Source organism: Aminobacter sp. MSH1, from assembly GCF_003071665.1.
Taxonomy (GTDB): Bacteria; Pseudomonadota; Alphaproteobacteria; order Rhizobiales; family Rhizobiaceae; genus Aminobacter; species Aminobacter niigataensis.
In genome coordinates this window covers 3,144,764-3,166,539 of sequence record NZ_CP026265.1, presented here as the reverse complement: position 1 = coordinate 3,166,539, position 21,776 = coordinate 3,144,764, and the positions used below count along the sequence as shown (strand labels likewise).

26 protein-coding genes are annotated in these 21,776 nt (G+C 61.1%); 18 read left to right on the top strand and 8 right to left on the bottom strand.

Features of this window, described 5'->3' with window-relative positions; genetic code table 11:
- Window positions 1-94: 94 nt before the first annotated feature.
- From CO731_RS15665 to CO731_RS15655, 3 genes are all read left to right on the top strand, one after another.
- On the top strand, window positions 95-2,227 hold the full coding sequence (locus CO731_RS15665; RefSeq protein WP_055977606.1) for a ParB/RepB/Spo0J family partition protein: 2,133 nt from the start codon (window positions 95-97) through the stop codon (window positions 2,225-2,227).
- A 63-nt stretch (window positions 2,228-2,290) separates the two neighbouring features.
- The gene (locus tag CO731_RS15660; RefSeq protein ID WP_055977609.1) at window positions 2,291-3,343 is read left to right on the top strand and encodes a toprim domain-containing protein; all 1,053 of its coding nucleotides are present in this window, start codon (window positions 2,291-2,293) and stop codon (window positions 3,341-3,343) included.
- A 321-nt stretch (window positions 3,344-3,664) separates the two neighbouring features.
- Window positions 3,665-4,591, top strand: coding sequence for a DUF2493 domain-containing protein (locus CO731_RS15655; RefSeq protein ID WP_055977611.1), 927 nt, complete (start codon window positions 3,665-3,667; stop codon window positions 4,589-4,591).
- 139 nt (window positions 4,592-4,730) lie between these two features.
- Here CO731_RS15655 and CO731_RS15650 read toward each other — a convergent pair whose 3' ends face one another.
- Window positions 4,731-4,922 (bottom strand): hypothetical protein, encoded by a 192-nt coding sequence (locus CO731_RS15650; protein WP_055977614.1) that lies wholly within the window; start codon window positions 4,920-4,922, stop codon window positions 4,731-4,733.
- A 648-nt stretch (window positions 4,923-5,570) separates the two neighbouring features.
- Between CO731_RS15650 and CO731_RS15645 the strand changes: the two genes are divergently transcribed.
- The gene (locus CO731_RS15645; protein WP_055977765.1) at window positions 5,571-5,897 is read left to right on the top strand and encodes a DUF736 domain-containing protein; all 327 of its coding nucleotides are present in this window, start codon (window positions 5,571-5,573) and stop codon (window positions 5,895-5,897) included.
- Window positions 5,898-6,167: 270 nt separating this feature from the next.
- On the opposite strand, the gene CO731_RS15640 is transcribed toward CO731_RS15645, so the two are convergent.
- The 4 genes from CO731_RS15640 to CO731_RS15625 form a co-directional block, all read right to left on the bottom strand.
- Window positions 6,168-6,443: a hypothetical protein gene (locus CO731_RS15640; protein ID WP_055977617.1), complete on the bottom strand. Its 276-nt coding sequence runs from the start codon at window positions 6,441-6,443 to the stop codon at window positions 6,168-6,170.
- Window positions 6,444-6,461: 18 nt separating this feature from the next.
- The gene (locus CO731_RS15635; protein ID WP_055977620.1) at window positions 6,462-7,190 is read right to left on the bottom strand and encodes a LuxR family transcriptional regulator; all 729 of its coding nucleotides are present in this window, start codon (window positions 7,188-7,190) and stop codon (window positions 6,462-6,464) included.
- A 161-nt stretch (window positions 7,191-7,351) separates the two neighbouring features.
- On the bottom strand, window positions 7,352-7,582 hold the full coding sequence (locus CO731_RS15630; protein WP_082496632.1) for a helix-turn-helix transcriptional regulator: 231 nt from the start codon (window positions 7,580-7,582) through the stop codon (window positions 7,352-7,354).
- A 1,231-nt stretch (window positions 7,583-8,813) separates the two neighbouring features.
- A complete protein-coding gene (locus tag CO731_RS15625) occupies window positions 8,814-9,077 on the bottom strand; it encodes a helix-turn-helix transcriptional regulator (protein ID WP_256371620.1) in 264 nt (87 codons plus the stop codon).
- A 94-nt stretch (window positions 9,078-9,171) separates the two neighbouring features.
- On the opposite strand from CO731_RS15625, the gene CO731_RS15620 reads away from it, so the two are divergent.
- The 14 genes from CO731_RS15620 to CO731_RS15560 all read left to right on the top strand — a co-directional run bounded on the left by CO731_RS15620 (window position 9,172) and on the right by CO731_RS15560 (window position 18,756).
- On the top strand, window positions 9,172-9,846 hold the full coding sequence (locus tag CO731_RS15620; protein ID WP_156381278.1) for a hypothetical protein: 675 nt from the start codon (window positions 9,172-9,174) through the stop codon (window positions 9,844-9,846).
- Between the two features lie 143 nt (window positions 9,847-9,989).
- Window positions 9,990-10,877 (top strand): transporter substrate-binding domain-containing protein, encoded by an 888-nt coding sequence (locus CO731_RS15615; RefSeq protein ID WP_055977628.1) that lies wholly within the window; start codon window positions 9,990-9,992, stop codon window positions 10,875-10,877.
- Window positions 10,874-11,533 carry an amino acid ABC transporter permease gene (locus CO731_RS15610; RefSeq protein ID WP_108607882.1) on the top strand — a complete coding sequence of 220 codons (660 nt, stop codon included), beginning with the start codon at window positions 10,874-10,876 and terminating at the stop codon, window positions 11,531-11,533. Before CO731_RS15615 ends, CO731_RS15610 begins: the two co-directional genes overlap by 4 nt.
- Window positions 11,523-12,182 (top strand): amino acid ABC transporter permease, encoded by a 660-nt coding sequence (locus CO731_RS15605; RefSeq protein WP_055977801.1) that lies wholly within the window; start codon window positions 11,523-11,525, stop codon window positions 12,180-12,182. Before CO731_RS15610 ends, CO731_RS15605 begins: the two co-directional genes overlap by 11 nt.
- Before the next feature lie 88 nt (window positions 12,183-12,270).
- A complete protein-coding gene (locus CO731_RS15600; protein WP_055977804.1) occupies window positions 12,271-13,020 on the top strand; it encodes an amino acid ABC transporter ATP-binding protein in 750 nt (249 codons plus the stop codon).
- A 1-nt stretch (window position 13,021) separates the two neighbouring features.
- Window positions 13,022-14,047: a succinylglutamate desuccinylase/aspartoacylase family protein gene (locus tag CO731_RS15595; protein WP_055977806.1), complete on the top strand. Its 1,026-nt coding sequence runs from the start codon at window positions 13,022-13,024 to the stop codon at window positions 14,045-14,047.
- Between the two features lie 165 nt (window positions 14,048-14,212).
- Entirely contained in the window at window positions 14,213-14,425 is a 213-nt protein-coding gene (locus tag CO731_RS29340; protein ID WP_244487858.1) for a DUF6499 domain-containing protein, read from the top strand.
- On the top strand, window positions 14,379-14,987 hold the full coding sequence (locus CO731_RS15590) for a DUF2285 domain-containing protein (protein ID WP_082496635.1): 609 nt from the start codon (window positions 14,379-14,381) through the stop codon (window positions 14,985-14,987). Before CO731_RS29340 ends, CO731_RS15590 begins: the two co-directional genes overlap by 47 nt.
- 154 nt (window positions 14,988-15,141) lie before the next feature.
- The gene (locus CO731_RS15585) at window positions 15,142-15,423 is read left to right on the top strand and encodes a helix-turn-helix domain-containing protein (protein ID WP_055977808.1); all 282 of its coding nucleotides are present in this window, start codon (window positions 15,142-15,144) and stop codon (window positions 15,421-15,423) included.
- 17 nt (window positions 15,424-15,440) lie between these two features.
- Window positions 15,441-16,328: a replication initiator protein A gene (locus CO731_RS15580; protein ID WP_055977813.1), complete on the top strand. Its 888-nt coding sequence runs from the start codon at window positions 15,441-15,443 to the stop codon at window positions 16,326-16,328.
- A gap of 211 nt (window positions 16,329-16,539) precedes the next feature.
- On the top strand, window positions 16,540-17,010 hold the full coding sequence (locus CO731_RS15575) for a DUF2840 domain-containing protein (protein WP_055977815.1): 471 nt from the start codon (window positions 16,540-16,542) through the stop codon (window positions 17,008-17,010).
- On the top strand, window positions 17,007-17,552 hold the full coding sequence (locus CO731_RS15570) for a S26 family signal peptidase (RefSeq protein WP_055977818.1): 546 nt from the start codon (window positions 17,007-17,009) through the stop codon (window positions 17,550-17,552). Before CO731_RS15575 ends, CO731_RS15570 begins: the two co-directional genes overlap by 4 nt.
- Before the next feature lie 67 nt (window positions 17,553-17,619).
- Complete coding sequence (locus CO731_RS15565; protein WP_055977821.1) at window positions 17,620-17,955, top strand: DUF736 domain-containing protein; 336 nt, start codon at window positions 17,620-17,622, stop codon at window positions 17,953-17,955.
- A gap of 3 nt (window positions 17,956-17,958) precedes the next feature.
- Window positions 17,959-18,756, top strand: a complete 798-nt coding sequence (locus CO731_RS15560) for a lytic transglycosylase domain-containing protein (RefSeq protein ID WP_055977824.1) — start codon at window positions 17,959-17,961, stop codon at window positions 18,754-18,756.
- Window positions 18,757-18,839: 83 nt separating this feature from the next.
- Here CO731_RS15560 and CO731_RS15555 read toward each other — a convergent pair whose 3' ends face one another.
- The 3 genes from CO731_RS15555 to CO731_RS15545 form a co-directional block, all read right to left on the bottom strand.
- The gene (locus CO731_RS15555; protein ID WP_055968879.1) at window positions 18,840-20,369 is read right to left on the bottom strand and encodes an IS66 family transposase; all 1,530 of its coding nucleotides are present in this window, start codon (window positions 20,367-20,369) and stop codon (window positions 18,840-18,842) included.
- Between the two features lie 72 nt (window positions 20,370-20,441).
- A complete protein-coding gene (gene tnpB, locus CO731_RS15550) occupies window positions 20,442-20,795 on the bottom strand; it encodes an IS66 family insertion sequence element accessory protein TnpB (RefSeq protein ID WP_055968884.1) in 354 nt (117 codons plus the stop codon).
- A complete protein-coding gene (locus CO731_RS15545) occupies window positions 20,792-21,712 on the bottom strand; it encodes a transposase (RefSeq protein WP_055968887.1) in 921 nt (306 codons plus the stop codon). The genes tnpB and CO731_RS15545 overlap by 4 nt, the downstream gene beginning before the upstream one ends.
- Window positions 21,713-21,776 lie beyond the last annotated feature (64 nt).

Sequence of the window (21,776 nt, the reverse complement as noted above, 5' to 3'; positions counted from 1 at the left end):
CGCTGCCCTCCAGAGTAAGAGGGCGGCGCTTCGCTTCGTGACGGAAATCAAATCCGAGAGAGAGGCTCTTGGGGGTCCGTCGTGGAGAACCATCATGGCCAAAGCTGCCAAGAAGAAGTCCGCCGTCGCAATGATCGTCTTTTCGCGGTCGCGCGACATTCCGTTCGACCGGATATTCCTGTCGGACAGCAACGTCCGTGAGATCAACGTCGAAGAAGGTCTCGAAGAACTCACCCATGACATCGACCGCCGCGAGGACATCGTGCAGGGTCTCAATGTCCGCGCCATACTCGACGCCGACGGCAACGAGACCGGCGATTTCGAGACCCCGGCGGGTGGGCGCCGCTACAAGGCAATTGCGCGACTGGTGGAAGCCGGCCGCTTTCCGGCCGACGGCCCCGTGCCATGCCTCGTCAAGAAGGCCAACGCGAAGACATCCGCAGTCGACGACTCTCTGGCGGAAAACATGGTGCGCCTCGCCCTGCATCCTCTCGACCAGTTCAAGGCGTTCAAGCGCATGCTGGACGGTGGCATGTCGAAGGAGGAGATTGCTGACGCCTATCGCACCACCCCGCGCTTCATCACGCAGCGTCTTCGTCTCGCCACGGCAGCGCCAGCCCTGCTCGATGCGTATTCGCGCCACGAAATGACGCTCGCAATGCTCGAGGCATTCACGGTCAATCCCGATCATGTGCGACAGGAGCAGGTCTGGGAGCGGATCAGCGGCTCCTGGCAGAAGGAGCCGTGGCAGATCCGCCGCATGCTGACTGAAACGACGGTCCCGATGGCCGACAAACGTGCCCGCTTCATCGGTATCGATGCCTATGAGGCCGCCAGTGGTACCGTCCTGCGAGATCTTTTCTCCGACGACAGCGGCGGCTGGTTGGAGGATGTCCCCCTCCTCGACCGTCTCGTCGACGAAATGCTGCAAGGCACGGCAGACGAGCTCGCCAATCAGGGCTGGAAGTGGATCTCAGCATCTGTCGAGCTTCCCTATGGCCACGCGAACGGCCTGCGCAAGTTGATCGGCGTGATTGAGGCACTCACCGAGGAGGAGAGCGCGACCGGCGAAGCACTGCGCAACGAACAAGACGAGCTCGAATCTCAATACAGCGAAGTCGACGAACTGCCCGACGCGGTTGACCAGCGGCTTGCCGAAATTGAAGCAGCACTCTCGGCCCTCGAGGATAGGCCCATGACGTTCGAACCCGCCGAGATCGCGCGCGCAGGTGTCTTCGTCAGCATCAATCGCGAAGGCGTACTTGTCGTCGACCCTGGCTATGTCCGGCCCGAAGACGAGGCGCCGATCGCTGACGACAGCGAAAGCGGTGAGGATGGCACCGAGGACAATGCGTTGGTCGACCACGGCGACATTCAGCGCACCGCCATCTCTATCGGCGGCCAACCGGTCGTCAGGGAGGATGAGGATGAAGAAGGCAACAAACCTCTTCCTGAGCGCCTGGTCGGCGAACTCACCGCCCACCGCACGCTCGCCCTTCAGAACGCACTCGCCGACAATCCCCACGTCGCGATGACGGCGCTGCTGCATCGCATGGTGATGGAGCGATATCATTTTGCAGCTCCGACCGGGTGCCTGGAAGTCTCGATACGCCAGACCTGTTTCTCGGCGCAGGGTGCAGATCTCAAGGACACGCTCTCTGCCAAAGCGATCGGCGAGCGCTACGATGCCTGGAAGGCCGACCTGCCCTCAGACGAAGACGCGCTCTGGGACTGGATCGCGGCGCTCGATGACACGAGCCGGATGGCCCTTCTCGCCCATTGTGTCAGCTACGGTGTCAATGCGATCAACGAGCGCCCAAACCCTTATGGCGGTTCCGGCCCGACCCCGCACAACCTCAATTGCCGTCTCGCTGGCGCGGACCGTCTGGCCCAAGCGACCGGTTTCGACATGGTGACCGACGCCAACTGGAGGCCGACCGTCGACAATTATCTCGGCCGCGTCACCAAGGCTCGTATCCTTGCAGCCGTCCGAGAAGGTGCGGGCGAGCGCGCCGCGACGCTCATCCAGCATTTGAAGAAGGCGGACATGGCGCAGGAAGCTGAACGCCTTCTCAGTGATGCTGGATGGCTGCCCGAACCGCTGCGGCTCCCCGCCGCAACGGACGTCGAAGAACTGGCGGCCGAAGGTGGCGCAACGGCTATGGGCGAAGCTGGCGCCATCCGCGACACTGATACCGACGTGGCTACGCCCATTGCGGCCGAATGAAGCCACCCTGCCCCGATATCTTGGCCCGCCCGCGATGGCGGGCCAATTCTTTTGAGGTCCACCATGGCTGAGACACCGCGCGATCTCGCTACTCACCTTGCAAACCATGCCGAGGCGGTGTGCCGGCACTATCTGTCAAATGGACATCGTCAAGGTCGCTACTGGCTTGTTGGCGATGTCCGAAACACGCCCGGTCGCTCCATGTTCGTTCGTCTGAAGGGACCGGGTTCGGGAAAGGGGGCTGCCGGAAAATGGACAGATGCCGCGACAGGCGAGCATGGCGACCTGCTCGACGTCATCCGCGAAAGCCTGCGTCTTGTCGACTTCAGGGACGTTGCCGAGGAAGCACGATGCTTCCTTGCCATGCCATATCCTGCCTCAGGCAAACGGATCGGCCAACAGGCGTCAGCCGAGCGTGGATCGACGGAATCGGCACGACGTCTCATTGCCATGGCGCAGCCTATCGGACGAACCCTCGTCGAAGACTATTTGCGCAATCGCGGGATTACGGCTCTGCGCGAAACCCGTGCGCTGCGCTACCACCCACACTGCTATTACCGCGAAGACGACTGCGCTCCAACCGAAACCTGGCCGGCGATGATCGCTGCCGTCACCGACCTTTTCGGGGGGCTTACGGGTGCGCATCGCACGTGGCTTGACCCCAACGGCTTCGGTGAAGCCAACCTCGGCCGTGCACCGATCTCCACGCCCAGGCGCGCCATGGGCAGCCTGCTCGGTCACGCAGTCCGCTTCGGCGCAGGCAGCGACGTGATGATGGCCGGCGAAGGCATCGAAACGACACTGTCAGTCCGATCTGCCTTGCCTCATATGTCTTCGATGGCGGCGCTTTCAGCCGCGCACCTGTCTGCGATCCTGTTTCCGCATGGGCTGCGCAGACTCTACATTGCGCGCGACAAGGATCAGGCAGGCGACAAAGCTATAGCAACACTGCTCGAGCGCACTGGTGCGGTCGGCATCGAGGCTATCGTGCTCAAGCCACGGCTTGGCGATTTCAACGAAGATCTCAGGCAGCTCGGTCTCGACGCACTGACCGCGAGGTTGAAGTTGCAGGTCGCTCCACAGGACATCGCACGCTTCATGTCCTCGGCCGTTTGACCGGTAGGTGATCGAGGCGGCACCGCAGCATCGTGCGCTGTCGGGTGACGGAGGCCAGCCTTGCACACTGCGAAGCCACATCCACGGCCTTCGAGAGGGCGATCGGGCGTCAGACGTGCCGGACAGGCAACGGCTTCGCCCAACGATTTTCCGGTGCGCCTCGACGAGGCGCTTTCCATCGCGAAACAAAATCGTCGGTCGTCACCATCCTCCACTGCGTTCCGGCCTTCCGCTGCGCTCCAGGTGCAAGTCCATCCCGGCCGACGCCTTCGTCGCCAAGAAGGCCGCGCTGGGCGTGGTCACGAGCGAAGGAAGACCTCCATGACCAAAGAGCACGCCACGAGCTACGAGCCGCACCACGCCTCTCCGACCGAACACGTCCTCCAGGAACTTCAGCTTTACGGCTACCGCCCCTTCGAGGATGAACCTGACCCTCGCCCGCTTCCCGAAGGCCACGTTGTCGCTGCCAGCATTGCCGACATCTTCGACGCTCTCGTCGTGGCACTTTCCGATACCCGCCTCGAGCCCGACCTCGAGGAACTGCTCTGGGGCACGGTCAATCTCTTTCATCGCGCAATCGGTCGAATTGAACGCGAGCTCGACGAAAATGAGCTCGCCCAGCAGCGCCTCCAGCGCGAACAGGACGGGTCGGAGGTGAAATCGGTCGAACTCGAACGCCTGACGGCTCAGGGACAAACCGTTCTCGAACGGCGCAACGTGTTCGAACTGATGCGCGACCAGGCAGCCGAACAGTTCGAACGCTCCACCCATTCGATCTGGCGGCCGCGCACCGGCTCGATGGTCAACCATCGCAATCTTACTGCAGCGCTGATCGACAGCCGGGACTTCCTTGCCGCCAAACGGCGCGCTGAAAACGATACGCTCCTGCCTCCCGGCCCCAAAATCGCCTTCACTGGCGGGCTCGACTTCAACGACCATCGCCAGATCTGGAATAAGCTCGACCAGGTTCACACCAAGCACCCGGACATGGTGCTGTTGCACGGCGGGAGCCCGAAAGGCGCCGAGCTCATTGCCGCCAAATGGGCCAGCCATCGCAAGGTTCCGCAGATCGCCTTCAAGCCTGACTGGGCCAGGCACGCCAAGGCAGCGCCGTTCAAACGCAACGACGCAATGCTTGAGGCGATGCCGATCGGCGTCATCTGTTTCCCCGGCACCGGAATCCAGGACAACCTTGCCGACAAGGCGCGCAAACTCGGTATCCCCGTCATGAAATTCGGCGGCGCGTAAGCGCCGCATTCCCCTACATCGAAACCGCACGACCGAACGGGAGGAGGAACCGAGTAAGTGTCCAGTCGGCGTTGGACAAAATTGTTAGCGTCGATCGCCTGTGCGTAGTCTTAAAGGTTCAATGGGAACAGGCCAATGATTATGGAAACGGTGGCGCTGCGACGATCCGATCCAGTTTTTCACGAGACGGGCCATGAATCTTGATGAGTGATCGTGCTTGGCCGTCAGACAAGCCATATCGCTCGGCGAGGGTGTGCGCTGTGTAGGTTGCGTCCTGTGCGATCTGCCTGAATATGTCCATTTTCTGGTTTTCGTCTGGGTCGTCAATCATTGCGACTTCCTCCCGTCCGTAAACGCAGGGCGAGGCTACGGCAGGCCTATTCGCGGTCGAAGGGCACTGCTGACAGAACATAACATAGGCCCACCACCCTTCGGCGTTTAAGATTGGAAGTAGGGATCGCAAAGCGGGCGCGCAGTGAGGGACACCAAGGAGTGTGGCTTCCCCCCAAACTGCTTGGCCAAATCGGCGACGTCAGCAGATGAGCCAACGATCGCCGTGACTGAAAGACATCGCGAAGCGGAGCGGACGCAATAGCGATTCGAAAGCATGCTGACGGCCGCCAAGTACCGGACGATACGACGGTGGACCGTATTGCCGGAAAGCGGTCGGGATCAGCGAGGCAGCCCCTTGTGGTTCCTCCGAGTCCGGTCCGTCAGCGAGCGCACCGAAGTGGTCTCTGCGATGGATGTATCTGGCCGAAGGCCGGCTATGCCTCGATCGCCTTCCACGCAATGGCTTGTTGCGACTTTCTTCCCCTGGCGCTACGCGGCCATTCCTCGCGAGCCAACAAAGTCGCTCCCGCGCCATCCTCCGCTGACGCTTCGGCCCGTGGGTGCGCCGGCTATCGCCTCCGGCCTGTCGATCACCATCGAGACCGCAATGGTGCGGGCTCGAAACAAACAGGATCGGAGAACGACCATGGCCACCATCGGCACCTTCAAGAAGTCAGGCAACAACGAATTCACCGGCGAAATCGTCACGCTTAGCGTCCAGGCACGCAGCGTCCGCATCGTCCCCGAAACCCGCGCCTCTGGCGACAACGCTCCCAGCCACCGGGTCTTCGTTGGTCGAGCCGAAATCGGCGCCGCATGGGCCAAGTGCTCCAACGAGGGTCGCGACTATCTCGGCCTCAAGCTCGATGACCCGAGCTTCAACGCCCCGATCTTCGCTAACCTCTTCAACGACGAGGACGGTGACGCCTACAGCCTGATCTGGTCACGCCCGAGCCGCCGCAACGGCGAATAAGGCCCGCTGATCCCCCCCGCCCGAACAGTACGGGCGGGGTGCTTTTCGCTCAAAGCGGCCTGGCGACGCAGGCCTCCGACAGCCAGGAACGCGGCTGCTTGCACGCTTCTCGCTAATCATCAGCAACATACTTCTTCAGAAGCTCGGACACGTCACAGGAGAGAACGATTTCCGTCCCAAGCCGCCCCTCGAAGGAGGCACCTGAACTCACAAACCCATAGCGGCGGCAAGGCCGGAGCGCGATGGCATTTTCCTCGTTTACGCTTTGCGTCAAGCGGAGCTTCCGGGACGATACACAGCGATCGCTATGTTTCCGGTGTCATCTATTCCAAGGAGATAGATTGTATCCCTGATATCGAAAGCGTCGATCTCCAATGGAACCGGCCTGTCGATGTGCTGCCATTTTCGACCCACGACGTAGATTTCATATCGAATGCGAAAATAGCGTTCGAGATGATTCTGATGCGTCTGGCGGTTTGACCAATCGACTATATGAAGCTTGAACATGGCGCGCACCAGATGACGCAAAACCTTAAGCTGGGCCATACTGGTTTTTTGGTATTGTCAGGGACAGATTTCCCCACGCCGCACGGCTTCCATCGCTGCCTGGATCGTATTTACCGCGTCGCACTTTTCTCTGACATTGCTCAAATGTCGCTCGACAGTGAATCTCGAAATTCCCAAGATGCAGGCAACATCCTCAGCCGCCTTGCCGGCTGCTATCCATATCAGCACTTCTCGCTCTCGATCAGTCAGATTGATCTGAGGCGATTGCCCACCTCCGCCATTCAGCCGGCGCAACGCTCGGTAGGCATGCACGCAAACTGTTTCAAGAATGGGAACGTCCTCAGGCAAAAGTTCAATACGTTCCCCCGCCGCTGTCACGACCGAAGGAGCTCGTCTCGGCTCATGGACAGGAACACACAAGCCGTCCCTCAGACCGAACTCTGCGGCCTCGCCCATGACACGCAATTGTCCAGTGGTCATCTCGGTGGACGACAAGTCACGCCAGATAAAAGGCTGGCCAACCAAGCGGCTGCGTGAGGCGCATGGATCTTGGGAGAAATGCTCACTCGCAAGGTAATGCCTGAGCCACTCCACTGGCCAACCGTCATATAGGATTTCGCGCTGCCAGGGTCCGACCTGCGGTGAAGGCAAGCCGGTAATAAGCAGATGACGAAAGCCGAAAGGTCGTAAGATATTGAGGAGTTCTTCCAAAACCTCCGCTGGCGTAATCGCGGCGTCAATTCTGGCGAGCGCACCAGTAAGTCTAGCGAACACCTTGAGGTTCATCGATCACACCCTCCCCAACGCTGCGGAACATGCCAGCGTTGATGATGGCAGGGCAGTTCACTCTCGTCAGGTGATTCCAGAGTTCTGCAAGCAGAATGCTAACTATAGATTGCATTCGTCTGCGCTTTATAAGCATGACTCCCAAGCATCCGGCTCAACAATTATCTCTTTTCCCGTCCCGCTGCGGGATACTTCAGCAGGTCCGCAGGTTCTACCTCCAGCACCGTCGCCAGCGCCTCCACCGTGTCGAGTGTCGCATTGCGGCGCCCGGCTTCAGCCCCGCTGAGATAGGCGCGGGCGCAACCGGCAAGATGAGCCAGTTGCTCTTGCGACAAACGGCGCTCACGACGCAGCCGCTGCAGGTTCAGACCAAATACATTGCGAAGGTTCATCGCGTGAATTTGCCGAATGTGCATTGAGCGGGGATGGCGACAGATAGTCCGTCCGCAATAATCCCCAGCAGCCACGACATATGGCTTCCGGGCAGCTTCAACTGCCTCGGCGGACGATTTATCCGATAAGGCAGCCACCAAACTCATTTGTTAGAGTACGTGGCAGCCCTTGCGCCGGAGCTAGCAGCAAGTGTGAAGACCTTGCTGATACCAGTTGGCCATTCGTCGGAGGCGATCAGTCCCGGTTCCCCTGCGCGGCGCTAAGCTCAACCTCCTTAGGTCGCCTTGTTCGCCGATCGAAGTGGTCGCGAATTTGCTTCGACTTCGTCCCGGCAATGTCGTCCTGTCAGACGTGCCGATGTCTTCACTTTATGCGCTGCTTCCTTTTGGGTCGACGCAGAACAGGGCTTACCCGCCGTTTCGTCTTCCAGTCAGTGGATGGCAACGCGACCAGATTGCTGTGTCCTTCGGGGGGCCGAGAGCGGACCGGTAGGTTTTGGCAGATGACCTATGGAAAGCGGACATTCGAGTTCCGGCGTTGCCGATCTCAAGGAATTTCTGTGCTGAAAGAGAACGTGGCGTAGAGTTATCTCTCTCGCCCGTGGGACTGGACGGACGGCATCCTGCGGGAGATGGTAGCACGCATGGTCACTACGATTGTAATGGACGGTTGCAATGAAGCTGCTCGATGACGTTATGGTATACGAGCCGCCGCTAGGCCGGGCGCCCTCAAGAGTATGCGCGCCAGCTGGCGCCATTTTGACGAAGGCCCACCCTAGCGTGACCGCCAAGAGCGCAGAACCGCAGAAATTTAAAGTAGTGGGGCTCTTCGCGGGGACGAGCGCGGCCGCTATGTCCGGCCGGAAGCCTATCAACCGATCGCGCGGCTGCATGCCGACAATTACATCGTCGCCGACAACCAGTTCGTGCTGAAGCATCCGGCCGAGCTTCTCATCACGAGGAAGCCGCCGGCCCTGCCGCAGCTTAAATGAGGCAGGAAAAATGCACCTAAAGGTGCTTGAGGGATAAAGAACCAAGGCCCCATGATCGTGTCAAACGAAGGCCGAAATCAGCGAAACCGGTAGCTCTAAGGCAAGGGCAGATCTGACTTCAATGACCGGCATGGGCGCAAAGCTGCCATTCATATCTGCGGCAGCGTGTGATCGCTTTGATTATAGCGGGTCTGCCGGCTTATAGATTGTCTAGTGTAATTTCACCTGACAGGTGCAGCTTATTCATTGCTTGAACGGCGTGCCAAACGTACGCCCGCACCACCACCGTTCTCGGGTATAAATTCAATTCCATTCGCTTCGAACGCTGAACAGATTGCCCGCAAAGTTGAAGGATGAGCTGATTTTCCGCTTTCGATTCGGGTTATCGTTGCTGCGGTGACCTGAGCACTGCTAGCCAATTCTCTGACACCCCATTTAAGAGCGGCGCGAGCCATCCTAATTTGATCCCCTGTTATCAAATTATATCCTTGACATAATTTCATAGGTAATCAGAATACCTTATTACAACGCGGCCGTGCAGGATGGGGAAACATCCTACTCGGCCTGACCAAACCCAAGCTGGTTGGAGCTCGGATCATGGCTGATTCCGACAATACCACAGCTTTGCCTTTCGTCACCCAAGAGGGACGAAGGAAGAGCTGTGCTGTGGATGACGATGCGAGAGGTGGCGGCGCTGTAGTTCGCGCTACACCCACGGAGCGCTTTGCCGCGCCTTTACTTGCGCCGCTCGACCCATGTGTAGTCTTGCTGCAGGAGTGGGAACAAGCACACCACATGGCCGTGGTTTTGTGCCGCCTGCAGCAGCGTCTTGAAACACGGATCAGGAACGCCCTTGGGTTTTCCGATCCAAGTTGTGAACTGGGTAGCGACCTGCGAAGCGCGCCGCAGGCATCAGCGCCGGCGGATCGGCAGAAGCGTTGGGACGAGCTTGATCACGAGGTCGGCTACTCCAGAGCCCGCGCTGCCGAGGCGCAGGCCGTTGAAGCTGAGGAAGAGATTCTCGACGCCGTTGCCGCCACACCCGCCCAGTCATTTGCCGGGGTGGTCGCCAAGCTGAAGATCATTGTCGGCTGCGGGGAGACTGTCGGGGACGCCTCGTCATTTCCCTGGCCGCAGATCCAGTCGGTTTTGGCGGATCTCAAAGGGCTGGCCGAACGCGATGCGCCCGACCTGCCGCGTTCTTCCGGCAGTGGGCACGGCGACAAGCCACCCAGCAGCGATCGCGGTCTGGACGAAGAGACCAATCGATAAGTCGTAAGCCATCCACTGCGAAGCTGAGCGCACTGCAGGATCGCGGAGGCGAGGCTTCGGTCCCGCGAGGCCACGCACACCAGACGTCCCTTTGTCGGTCGTCGGCGCAGGCAAAACCTTACAACAATGGGAGAGAGAGAGAAATGACCTTCAGAAGTTCTGTACGCCCGCGGCTTGCATTCATGTGGTGCGTTTTGCTCGCGCTGATCGTTGCCATGCCAGGTGGTCCGGCCTTTGCCGAGACGACCAAGGAGCGCATCCTACGCGAAGGCAAGATCGTCATCGGCATCCACAACCGGACGCCATGGGGCTTTCGCGATGAAGCCACCGGCGAGGCCAAGGGATGGCATCCTGATCTGCTCAAGGCCGCGTTTGCCGAACTTGGCGTCAAGGAGATCGACATCAGGGTCACCGAATTCGGCGCCCTGATCCCGGGGCTGCTGGCAGGCCGCTTCGATGCGGTGGCGTCCGGTCTGTCCATCACGCCGGAGCGCTGCCGGCAGGTCGCCTTCGGTGCTCCTGATCTCAAGGTCCATGACGCAGCCATCGTGCTCGCTGGTAATCCAAAACAAATCCATGGCTTCGACGATATCGTCAGCAAGCAGATCATCATGGGTGCCGGCCGCGGCAGCGTGTCGGTCAGGAATGCGACTGTAGCCGGCGTGCCGGAAAGCAACATGCTGCTGTTCCCCGACATCGAAGCCAACATCTCGGCCCTGCGCTCCGGCCGCATCGATGTGACGGTGCTTTCATCGCCGACCGTGATTGGGCTGCTTGCCAGCGGCAAGCTCAAGGGACTGGAGAGTGCGACACCCTTCGTGACGACAGATGAGCAGGCAACTTATGCAGCCGTCGCGTTCCGCAGCGAAGACCAGGATCTGCGGGCACTGTGGGATGAAAGGCTTCTGGCACTGACAAAGGATGGAACGGTGACTACGGTCATGGCCAGATATGGCTTTGGCGAGTCCGAGGTCGTGCCCAGCACCGTCACCGTCGAGAAGCTCTGTGGCACGGCTGGTGCCGGCAAATGAGCATCCTCGAGATCTGGCTCGGCATCCTGCAGGGCTTTCGCGTCACTGCTTTGGTGACGCTCTATGGCCTGGTCTTTGCCATACCCTTTGGCCTCATCTTCGGCGTTGCCCAATACATGACGACGGGTCCGGCACGGTTCGTCGTGACGTCGATCATCGAGTTCTGGCGCAGCTCCGCCGTCATCATCCTGCTGTTCGTGTTCTATTACGCCCTGCCCCTCGCCGGACTGGCGCTGTCGGCTATGACGGTCAGTGCCATGGTGCTGGGGCTCAACATCGGCGGTTATGCCAGCCAGGCCGTCAGAGCCGGCCTGCAGGCACTGGACCGTGGCCAGAAGGAAGCTGGCCAGGCGCTTGGGCTGTCGCGCTCCACCATCCTGTTGCGCATTGAACTGCCGCAGGCACTGGTCGCCATGAGCCCGACCTTCATCAACCAGCTTATCCAACTGGTGAAGGCGACATCGCTTGTCTCGCTGGTCACGCTGACCGACATGACCTTCCGCGCCAAGGAGATTTCGCAGATCGAGTACGACCCGGTGCCGATCTACAGCTCGCTGCTGCTCGCCTACTTCATCGTCTGCTATCCGGTCGCACTGCTCGGACGCTGGGTGGAACGACGCATCAACCCGGCAAGGGAGGCTCGTTGTGCAGTTTGATGTGGCCTTTGCACTTTCGACGGTGCCAACCATCCTTGGCGCCATCGGCATGACGCTGCTGGTGGCAACAGTCAGCTGCCTCGGTGCCTCGGCAGTCGGGTTTGGCCTTGAACTCATCCGCCGCTCTGGTGGCTGGGGCGGTCTGTTCGTTGGCTTCCTGATCGACTTCATCCGGGCGACGCCGGTGCTGGTCTGGCTTTACTGCCTGTATTTCATCCTGCCGTTTTACGGCATTCGCCTTGGTGCGCTTGCCACAGGCATGATCGGGCTCAGCCTCTATTACAGCGGTTATCTCGCGGAGGTGTTCAAGGCCGGCATCGATGCCATCCCCAGTGGCCAGGCGGAAGCTGCAAGGGCGCTTGGCCTTGGCAGGATGGACATGATCATCTTTGTCATCGCCCCGCAGATGCTGCGCAACATCGCAGCACCCATGGGCAACTACTTCGTCTCGATCCTCAAGGCGACGCCCTATCTGGCCGTGCTTGCGGTGCCGGAGATGCTGGGACGGGCCTTCGACATTGCCTCCGAGACCTACCGCTATGCCGAGCCTTTGACGGTCGCCGGCCTGATCTTCCTCGGCCTCGCACTCCTCATCTCGTCGGCCATCAAACACCTCGAAAACAGGCTGCTGCGGCCGACAGCGAGGTAGGCGTCCGGCGCTTACCCCAACGGCTGAACACACCCTCACAAATCCAGACACTTAGCTCGCTATCTTCAAGCTGATATAGAGATACTCCATGACCCATCCAGACGACAAAGCCGCCGTCCAGATCGCCTCACTCAACAAGTGGTATGGCGCCTTCCATGTGTTGAAGGAGGTCAACCTCACCATCCCAAGCGGTTCCCGCGTCGTGATCTGCGGACCTTCCGGTTCAGGCAAATCAACGCTGATCCGCTGCCTCAACGGACTTGAAGCCTACCAGCAGGGAACTGTCACACTTGGCACGATCCGGCTGGGTGACAATGCCAGGGAGACAGCCCTCGCCCGCCGGCAGACCGGAATGGTGTTCCAGAGCTTCAACCTGTTTCCGCATCTGACTGTTTTGTCGAACTGCACGCTGGCACTGCGCCGGGTTCTTTCCATGCCGCGCAAGGAGGCCGAGAGCCTGGCGCGGCATTTCCTGGAAAAGGTCCGCATTCCCGAACAGGCCGACAAATATCCTGCACAGCTCTCAGGTGGACAGCAGCAGCGGGTGGCGATTGCGCGGGCGCTCTGCATGAACCCGCGGCTGATGCTGTTCGACGAGCCAACCTCCGCACTCGACCCCGAAATGGTCAAGGAGGTGCTCGATGTCATGACCGGGCTGGCCCACGAGGGCATGACGATGATCTGCGTCACCCATGAGATGGGCTTTGCGCGCGAGGTTGCCGACCAGGTCGTGTTCATGGATCAGGGCAGCATTGTCGAGCAGGCGTCGCCGATGACGTTCTTTTCGACGCCCAGTCATCCCCGCGCCCAGTCTTTCCTCAACACGCTGCTGCATTGACATGAAGATGTCGCCGGCGGGCGAGACGCGCATCTGGACACCTCTTGATTTTGACCGGGACGGCAAGCAGCACGATTGGCTGAGACTGCCGTTCTCGACAGACCAATCCGCCTATGGCGTCATTCCGATCCCGATCACATGCATCAGAAATGACAAGGGGCCGACCGCACTGCTGATTGCCGGTAATCATGGCGACGAATATGAGGGCCAAGTCGCTTTGAGCAAACTGGCTCGTCAGGTCGAACCCCAGGATCTGCGCGGCCGCATCATCATTCTACCTGCGCTCAACTACCCCGCCGTACTTGCGGGGCGACGCCTCTCCCCGCTCGACGAAGGCAATCTCAACCGGGTATTCCCGGGCGAGGCGAACGGCACCCCAACCCAGATGATCGCGCACTATGTCAGCTCGGTTCTGCTTTCGATGGCTGACATCGTCATTGATTTGCATTCGGGCGGCAGGTCCCTGTCCTATCTACCCTGCTGTCTGATCCGCGTTGGTAAGACGGGAGCCGAAACCGCAAGACTCATGGAACTCATACATGTCTTCGGCGCTCCCATCGGATCCATCAGCGACGGCAGCGGTGGCGGAGGGGCAACCACTCTTTCTGCAGTTGCCCAGGCTCTTGGCGTTCCAACCCTCACAACAGAGCTGGGAGGAGGCGGCACCTTCTCAAGTGCTGGCGAGGCCATCGCCAGCCAGGGCATCTACCGCGTCCTCAAGCACATCGGCGTCTTGCCCAATGCCGAAACCAAACCGGCACCGCCTGTCCGATTGATGCGGGTCGCCGGGAGGGGCGCGTTCACCTATGCCCCCATTCATGGCATCTTCGAACCTGCTGTCGAACTCGGCGACTCTGTGGACACCGGTCAGACCGCAGGCTTCATTTTTCCTGTAGAAGGCTCCCAGAAGCCGCCCGAAGAAGTCTGCTTTTCTCAGCCAGGCCTCGTAGCCTGCCGGCGAGCGCCAGCCCTTGCTGCTCCCGGAGACTGCCTTTTCAAGCTCGTGACCGATGTCGGAGCGATGTGAGTAACCAGCACATGAGAGCAAAAATGATGGTTGGGCGCCGGCCTCGTTTCACGGCCTGAATAAGCGCACGGCCCATCAATCACTTCCGGTCAATCCCGGTTTTTTGGGATTCTCTCTGCTTTTCCACTGCTTTACGGGGATGGTCCGCAAATCGCAGGAGGATGCATGAAGCCGGATTCGTCTGAGTGGCGTAGCTCGCAGGCCTACGATTTCATAAGCGACGTAACTCCGGATGCCCTCGCCTGGGAATTCCTCCGCCGCAATCCAGCCTACCAGCGCGAATTCGCAGACATGCAGCAAATCAACCCCACGCCGAACTCCCTGTCCCCGAATGAACTGCGGTCGCAGTGGGGGCTTCGATTTTCCAGCAAATCCTGATCGCCCGGCAACCAAGCAGCCGGTTTACTGGACACCCGAGGTCGATCCGGGTGTTATCCTGCTCATCAACACGCCGCCGCTGCTGGCAGACGACGCGGACGTCGTCGCCGCTTTGCCGCCGGCGGTTTCAATGCGTGACGAGCTCGGCGAGCACCTGCGACCCCTGTCGGCGGCAAATAGCTGTCAGATTGCGCTGCTTTACGGCACCGATAGCGCGCGTCCCCTCGCCGCGATAGTACCTCTCGACGCCAAGGCGCCCGAACGACTGTCGTCCCTGGATAGATTTCTCAGATCGTCCAAGGGAAGCGGCGTGCCCGATAAACGCCTGACATCATCGCAACGCACTCGCCTCGGCCATATGCTTCGCGCTCTCGACGGCCGAATCGAAGGGGCTTCCCATTTCGAAATAGCCCACGCCCTGTTCGGTCCTCGCTTCATTGTCGCTGAAGAATGGCAGGATTCGCCATTTCGTTACACAACGCTGCGCCTCGTTCGCGATGGCCACAGAATGATTGCCGGCGGCTACCGCCAGCTCCTGCGGTTCCGGCGGCGCGAAGCCTGACTGCTCGTTGCCAAAGCCCGGTGGCAATGTGCCTGTCCGTGCGAAATAGGCTCCATCCATTCCGCACCTGAACAACGCCGGAGCCCTTCTCCATCATAGCCCATGTCCGCCGCTCGATCTCAGCGGCTTTCTCAAAAGTGATGGAGATGACCCGATGAACGGTCGAAACGCCGGCTTGCCGCCACGCTTTCTGCGCACCAAGGAAGCGGCTACATTTCTAAGCCTGTCGGCCAGGACGCTCGAAAAACACCGCACCTACGGGACAGGCCCCGACTATCGCAAGCTCGGCGGCCGGGTCGTCTATGCCATTGACGATCTCCAGGCCTGGGCCAATCGCGGAGCCATGACGTCAACGTCCGACCCACGGGGCACCGTGCTTCCGGCCAAACGCCATTCCCTTATGCCTGCGGCACATGCCGACCGCTTGGCCCGCTGATCGCTCGGCTGTTCCCCTTGTCGGCGCGGACTCGCCTACTTTCAGAGCGCGGACAGCTCGATCTGTTCCATGCGCTCCCCGGCGACTTCGCTCCTCGCGATGCACAGGACCTCATGGCCTATCCATTCTTTTCCCTCGCAAAGTCCAGACGCACGGCACCGATCGATTTCAAGGCCGGAGGCGTAACCATCCGGGTCGAAGCTGTGCCGGACCATGGCATGGCAACGATCTGGGACGCAGACATTCTGATCTGGGCCGCCAGTCAGATCGTCAACGCCCGCGATGCCGGACTACGGACATCAAGGCTGATGGCTGCGACGCCCTACGAGATCCTGACCTTTACCGGGCGCGGGGTCAGCTCACGCGACTATCAGCGCCTGAAAGCCGCGCTCGATCGTCTCCAGTCGACCACGATCGCGACCTCCATCCGCCAGCCAGCCGAGGGCCGGCGCCATCGCTTCTCCTGGCTCAATGAATGGCAAGAGCGGACCGACCGCGATGGACGGCCAGTCGGCGTCGAACTGATCCTGCCGGATTGGTTCTATCGCGCGGTCCTCGATGACGCGCTCGTGCTGACCATCGACCGGACATATTTCGAACTGACCGGGGGCCTTGAGCGTTGGCTTTACCGCATCGTGCGCAAGCATGGCGGACACCAGCAATTCGGCTGGAGGTTCGACTTCGTCCATCTGCACCACAAGTCCGGCAGCCTCTCGCCGCTCAAGCACTTTGCATACGACCTGCGCGACATCGCCCGACGACAACCCCTGCCTGGCTACCGCCTCGGTATCGAACACCAGGTCGACGGTCCTGATGTCCTCACCTTCGTCACCACCAATCCGGCCGCTTTCACTTCGCCACGCCTGGAGCGGAAACCATCCACGCGATTCGGGGATAAGCTGTGAATACGTTCGTGCTATCGGGGACCACCCCTGTCGTGCCATCGGGGACCCGACCTTCGTGCTATCGGGGACCGGAATTGACGATTCCTCGTCGGATTCCAGTGCCTTGCGGCCACCGTAACGTCTCTAACCCAGATTCTTTCAGAATCTTTCTAACGCACCCCTGCCTTCGCCGGCATGAGGATGACTGCCCCATAATTGCGGAGAGCTCGTCATGAACGCAGCACTCCTCACCCATGTCGAACTGACCTTTGTCGAAAAGAGGATCGAGCACTGGATCCGCTTCGGTCGGGCAGCGCACGAACAACGTATCGATCGCCGCCGTCGCATCCTCTCCTTCCAGCCCGGCACGATCTTCGCCTTTGTCCGCTGGGCCTCCAATGACTTCGGCACAGTGATCTCACGGATCGACATTGTGCGTGCGGTCGCCCGCGGCGAAGCCTATCAGACGCTGCCATTCGTGCGTCCGGGTGGCGACATCCTGCTCAAGATCGATAGCTGGCCCAAAGTCGAGCGCGTGCTTCAGGTGATCGATGCGATTGAACGTCTCGGTATCGATCCCGAAACCGTATCGCCCGATCACTGGCGACACATCCACAACCGAATGACAGCTGGCCAAGAGCCACGGGCGTACACGCTCGACCAGCATCGCGGCTTCCTTTTGCGCCTGAAGGCGAAGCCATGAGCCGCCTCAGCACCGTCCTGACGACGGTACTCGCTGCGACGGGCGTCGGCTATCCGGCGCTCACACCGATGCCGATCAGGCTGATCTGGAATGTTTCGGCCAGTGCACCGATCGGCCTTTACTGGATCGACTTCGACAGTCCCCTCGAAGTCACTGATCTTGTCGCCGTCGACGCGCCGGAGCCGCTCGCGATATTCTTCGCCGCGCGCAACTATCTGGCCAAAGGTGTCCCGCTCGTGAAGCGCGTTCGCGCGGTCTCCGGGCAAACCGTCTGCCGTTCAAACGTTCTCATCACAGTCGACGGCATCGAGGCTGGCACCGCGCTCGAGCACGATCGCGCGGGCCGTACACTGCCGACCTGGAGTGGATGCCTGCGCATCCCCGCTGACGAAATCTTCCTTATGAACTGGGAAGTCCGCGACAGCCTCGACGGTCGCTACTTCGGCCCCATTTCCATCGACCGCATCATTGGCCGCGCCATCCCTCTTTGGACCGACGAGGAGGGTGACGGCCGCTTCGAATGGCGCGCGACAACGCGGTGAGCGCGCCAGCGGCAGCGCAGGTCTCGCTGCCGCCCCCATCACTGCCGAACCAGAAAAGGAGTTAGCCATGCCACAGATCGGACTGTTCACGCGCGAAGGAGACAGCTTCTCGGGCCGCATCCACACATTCACGCTCGACCTCGAACTCACCATCGTACCGGTCGAACCCGGCGACGGTGACAACACACCCGACTATCGCGTGCTGCGCGGCATCGATGACGGACAGGACGTCGGAGCAGGCTGGACACGCACCAGCGAGAAGGCCGGGGAGTATGTTTCGTTGCAGATCGACGACCCGACCTTCCACGAACCGATCCGCGCACGCCTGTTCCGGAAGGGTGACGACGCGACCTCATGGTCGTTGCATTGGAGCCGTCCACGCGACCGCAGCGAGACGGCTTGAGTCATGCCCTGCCGCGACGTTCCCATCGCTTCTCGGCTGCGCCCAACGCGCAGCCGATCGGTCGCCCGACAGCGACACCCGGTTCGCCGGTTCGCGCTTCGTCTTCTTTCCGGCCTCCTTTTGTCGGCCTGCTCGGTCGGCCCGTCCATTGCGCAAGCCAATGCGGTACATCAATCGGAGCCCAGTGATAATTATGCCACCCACATCGCCGAAGCTTCTCGACGCTTCGCAATTCCGGCTGCCTGGATACGCGCCGTCATACGCAAGGAAAGTGCAGGCGACGCGCGCGCCGTGTCCAGCGCCGGCGCGCTTGGACTGATGCAGATCATGCCTGGTACCTGGGAGGAGCTACGCGGTCGATGGCCGCTCGGACAGGACCCGTTCGATCCGCGCGACAACATCCTGGCGGGCACCGCCTATCTGCGGGAGATGCACGATCGCTTCGGATCGCCGGGTTTCCTCGCGGCGTATAATGCGGGCCCGGCACGCTATGAAGGCTATCTCGCCGGCCACCCTTTACCGGCCGAAACCTTTGCCTATGTCGCTACACTTTCCACTCTGATCAACGGCGATTCACTCACGGAGCGGGCGTCGACGCCGGTGGCACCTGGTGACGCGGAAACGCTGCCGTGGCGCCGCTCGCCGCTCTTCGTTCGAGCCCCCGCCGGCACTGAGCCGACGTCGTCCGAGCGCGATAATCGTGCAGCGGAGGAGCGCTCCGTTATGCCCGATGACGTTGCCGTCACGCCGCGCTCGAACGGCCTCTTCACCGCGCGCACCGGCATGGGAGAGCAGTTTTGACGGTCGTCGCAGAAGGGCGTTGTGTGGCGGGCATCCGGCAGCGCTGGGCAAGGTACGTAAGCGTCCGGGGGCTGCACGTGATGTCAGGCATTGACAGGATTTGCCGCTTTCCAGGCCCACGGCAGGAGGTCGTCGAGGCTGTTGACGGGATGTCCGTCAAGCATGCGCTGAAGTACGTCGGCGAGATAGGCGTAGGGCTCGACGCCGTTGAGCTTGGCGGTCTCGACCAGCGAACAGACGATCGCCCAGCGGCCGCCTCCCCCGTCGCTGCCGGCGAACAGATGGTTCTTGCGGCCAAGAGCCACCGGACGGATCGCTCGCTCGACCGGATTGGTGTCGAGTTCGACGCGGCCGTCATACAGGAAGCGCATCAGCCCCTCCCGGCGCGAGAGCGTGTAACGGATCGCCTCGGCCAGCGTGCTTCGACCGGGGATGCGCGGAAGCTGGGCCTCCAGCCAGGCGCGCAGATCGGTGACAATGGGTTTCGAGCGCTGTCGCCTGGCAATCAACCTATGGGCCGGCGACTGTCCGCGAACCTCCGCTTCAACGGCGTAGATTTCACTGATCCGGCGCAGCGCCTCGTCCGCCACGGGCGATCCGGTCGCTTCCGCGACCTCGTAAAATTTGCGCCGCGTATGCGCCCAGCAGGCGGCGAGAACAATGTCACCCTTGGCCGTGAGTTGTTCGAAGCCGGCATAGCCATCGACATGCAGCACACCTTTGAAGTGCTGAAGATGCGATACCGGGCGCTCGGCCTTTCGGTCGGGTGCGAACAGATAGACAGCCGCCGGCGGCTCGGGTCCGGCCCAGGGCCGCTGCTCGCGCGCATAGACCCACAGCCGCCCCGTCTTGGTGCGCCCGCGGCCCGGATCGAGCACCGGGACCGGTGTGTCGTCGGCGAACAGATGATCCGAAGCGAACACGTTTCTGGCCAGCCGCTCGTGCAGAGCTTCCAGCCACCAGCAGGCGCCGCCGATCCATCCGGCGAGCGTCGAGCGCGCCAGATCGACACCGTGTCGGGCGAAGATCTGCGACTGCCTGTAGAGCGGAGTGTGGTCGCAATATTTGGAGACCAGCACCTGCGCCAGAAGCGCTGGCGTCGCCAGGCCACCGGCGATCAACCGCTCCGGCGCGGGCGCCTGCGTTACCGTCTCGCAAGTCCGGCAGGCGTATTTCGGGCGCACGGTGCGAATGACACGCAGCTGCGCCGGAACCCAATCGAGCATCTCGCTCACGCTCTCGCCGATCACATGGAGTGCGCCACCACAGCACGCGCAAACCGCGTCGCCGATGTCGAGCCGAATATCCTCGCGCGGCAGATGATTGGGCAGCGGCTTGCGGTGGGAGGGTCGCTCGGGCGACAGGTTGCGGACAACTGGCCGGCTCGCCCGGATGCGGGCGATGTCGGCATCAAGGTCTTCCAGTGCGAGCGCCAACTGATCGGGATCGAGGCGTTCGGAACGTCGGCCGAACTGCGCCCGCTGGAGCTTCTTGATGATCGATTGGAGGCGCTCGATCTCACCGTCGCGGCTCTCGACGGCAGCCGCCATATCGCGCAGCAGACGCTGCAAAAATGCTGGATCGGACGGCAGATTGTCGAGGTCGATCAACATGACCGATTCTACTTCAAAACACCTTTTTTCCCAAGCAATAGTGCATTGAATTTCTTGATGTTTGGCGCTTTTTTAACCGGCCAGCGCCGGTCTCCAGACACGCACCGGCGCGCGCCAGTCGATGCCCTCGATCAACATCGCAAGCTGCGCCGGCGTCAGCGTGATCGAGCCGTCATAACCTGCCATACGCGGCCACACGAAGCTGCCCTGGTCGAGCCTTTTGGTGAACAAGCACAGCCCGTTTCCGTCCCAGAACAGGATCTTGAGCAGCGACGCCTTCTTTCCCCGGAAGGCAAACAGATGACCCGAGAACGGGTCCTGCTTCAGCGTTGCCTGGACCAGCATGGCGAGCCCATCCAGCCCCTTCCTCATGTCGGTGGAGCCCAACGCCAGATGCACCTTCACGCCCGCCGGAACGATCATCATGGCACGATCTCCCCGCGCGCGACATGTGCTCGGACAGCGTTGGGATCGCAGTCTGCGGGAGCGAAGACCCGCCGGCCGTCCGGCAGCTCGACTGCCGACATTCCGTCAGGCGGCGGCAAAAGATCATGCAGAACCACGGGGACCGACGAAGCTCCTGCGCCGCTTGCCGGCATCGCGACCGTCGCCAGTTTTACACGTTTCTTCTGCGCGAAGCCGAACCGGACGCGCCAGCGGAACAGCATGCTCGTCACAATGCCATGGCGGCGGCAAACCTCCGCCACCGCGATGCCGGGCTGTTCCGTTTCCAGCACGATGGCGAGCTTCTCCCCGTCGGTGAAGCTGCGCCGGTTGGTGCGTGCGTCGCGCGGCGGATCGGTATTCGGTGTGTCTGTCAATCCGCTTTTCACCGAGCCTTCCTTAGCAGCGCTGCTAGCACCGGTGCTTATTCGCGGGCGGGCGCTCGGATGAAGATGCTCCCGCCAGTCGATTTCCACCTCGCCGTCCTCGAAACGGTCGCGCCATCTGCGCAGCGAATAGGGCGAGAGTTGCAGCGCTGCCGCATACTCACGCACCCCCATGCCGCTCCAATTCATCGCCTCGACATGCATCGCCCAGAACGCCTGGACGGCCTTGCTGCGCACATCGGTGCTCACCGCAAAGTGCCGTCTCTGACGTTTCCTGATCCCCTTCTCGCGCTCCTCCCGGTGCCGCTGGCGGCGCAATTCCGCCTGGTATTCCGCATGCTTACGAGCATCTTCCTTGCTGACGAGATGCTTCATCCAGCGACCGAACGTGGCCTTCGTCAGACAGTGCTGACGACAATATTCCGTCCGGCTCAGACCACTTTGCCGCCACGCCTCGACGTGCAGCGACCAATACGGACTGTGTGCCTTTTCCCAGGAACGACGCGACGCCATCGGAGACCCTCCAATGTACCAAGGAACCGCACATGCCGCGAAAATGCACTACCCCAAGGACGTG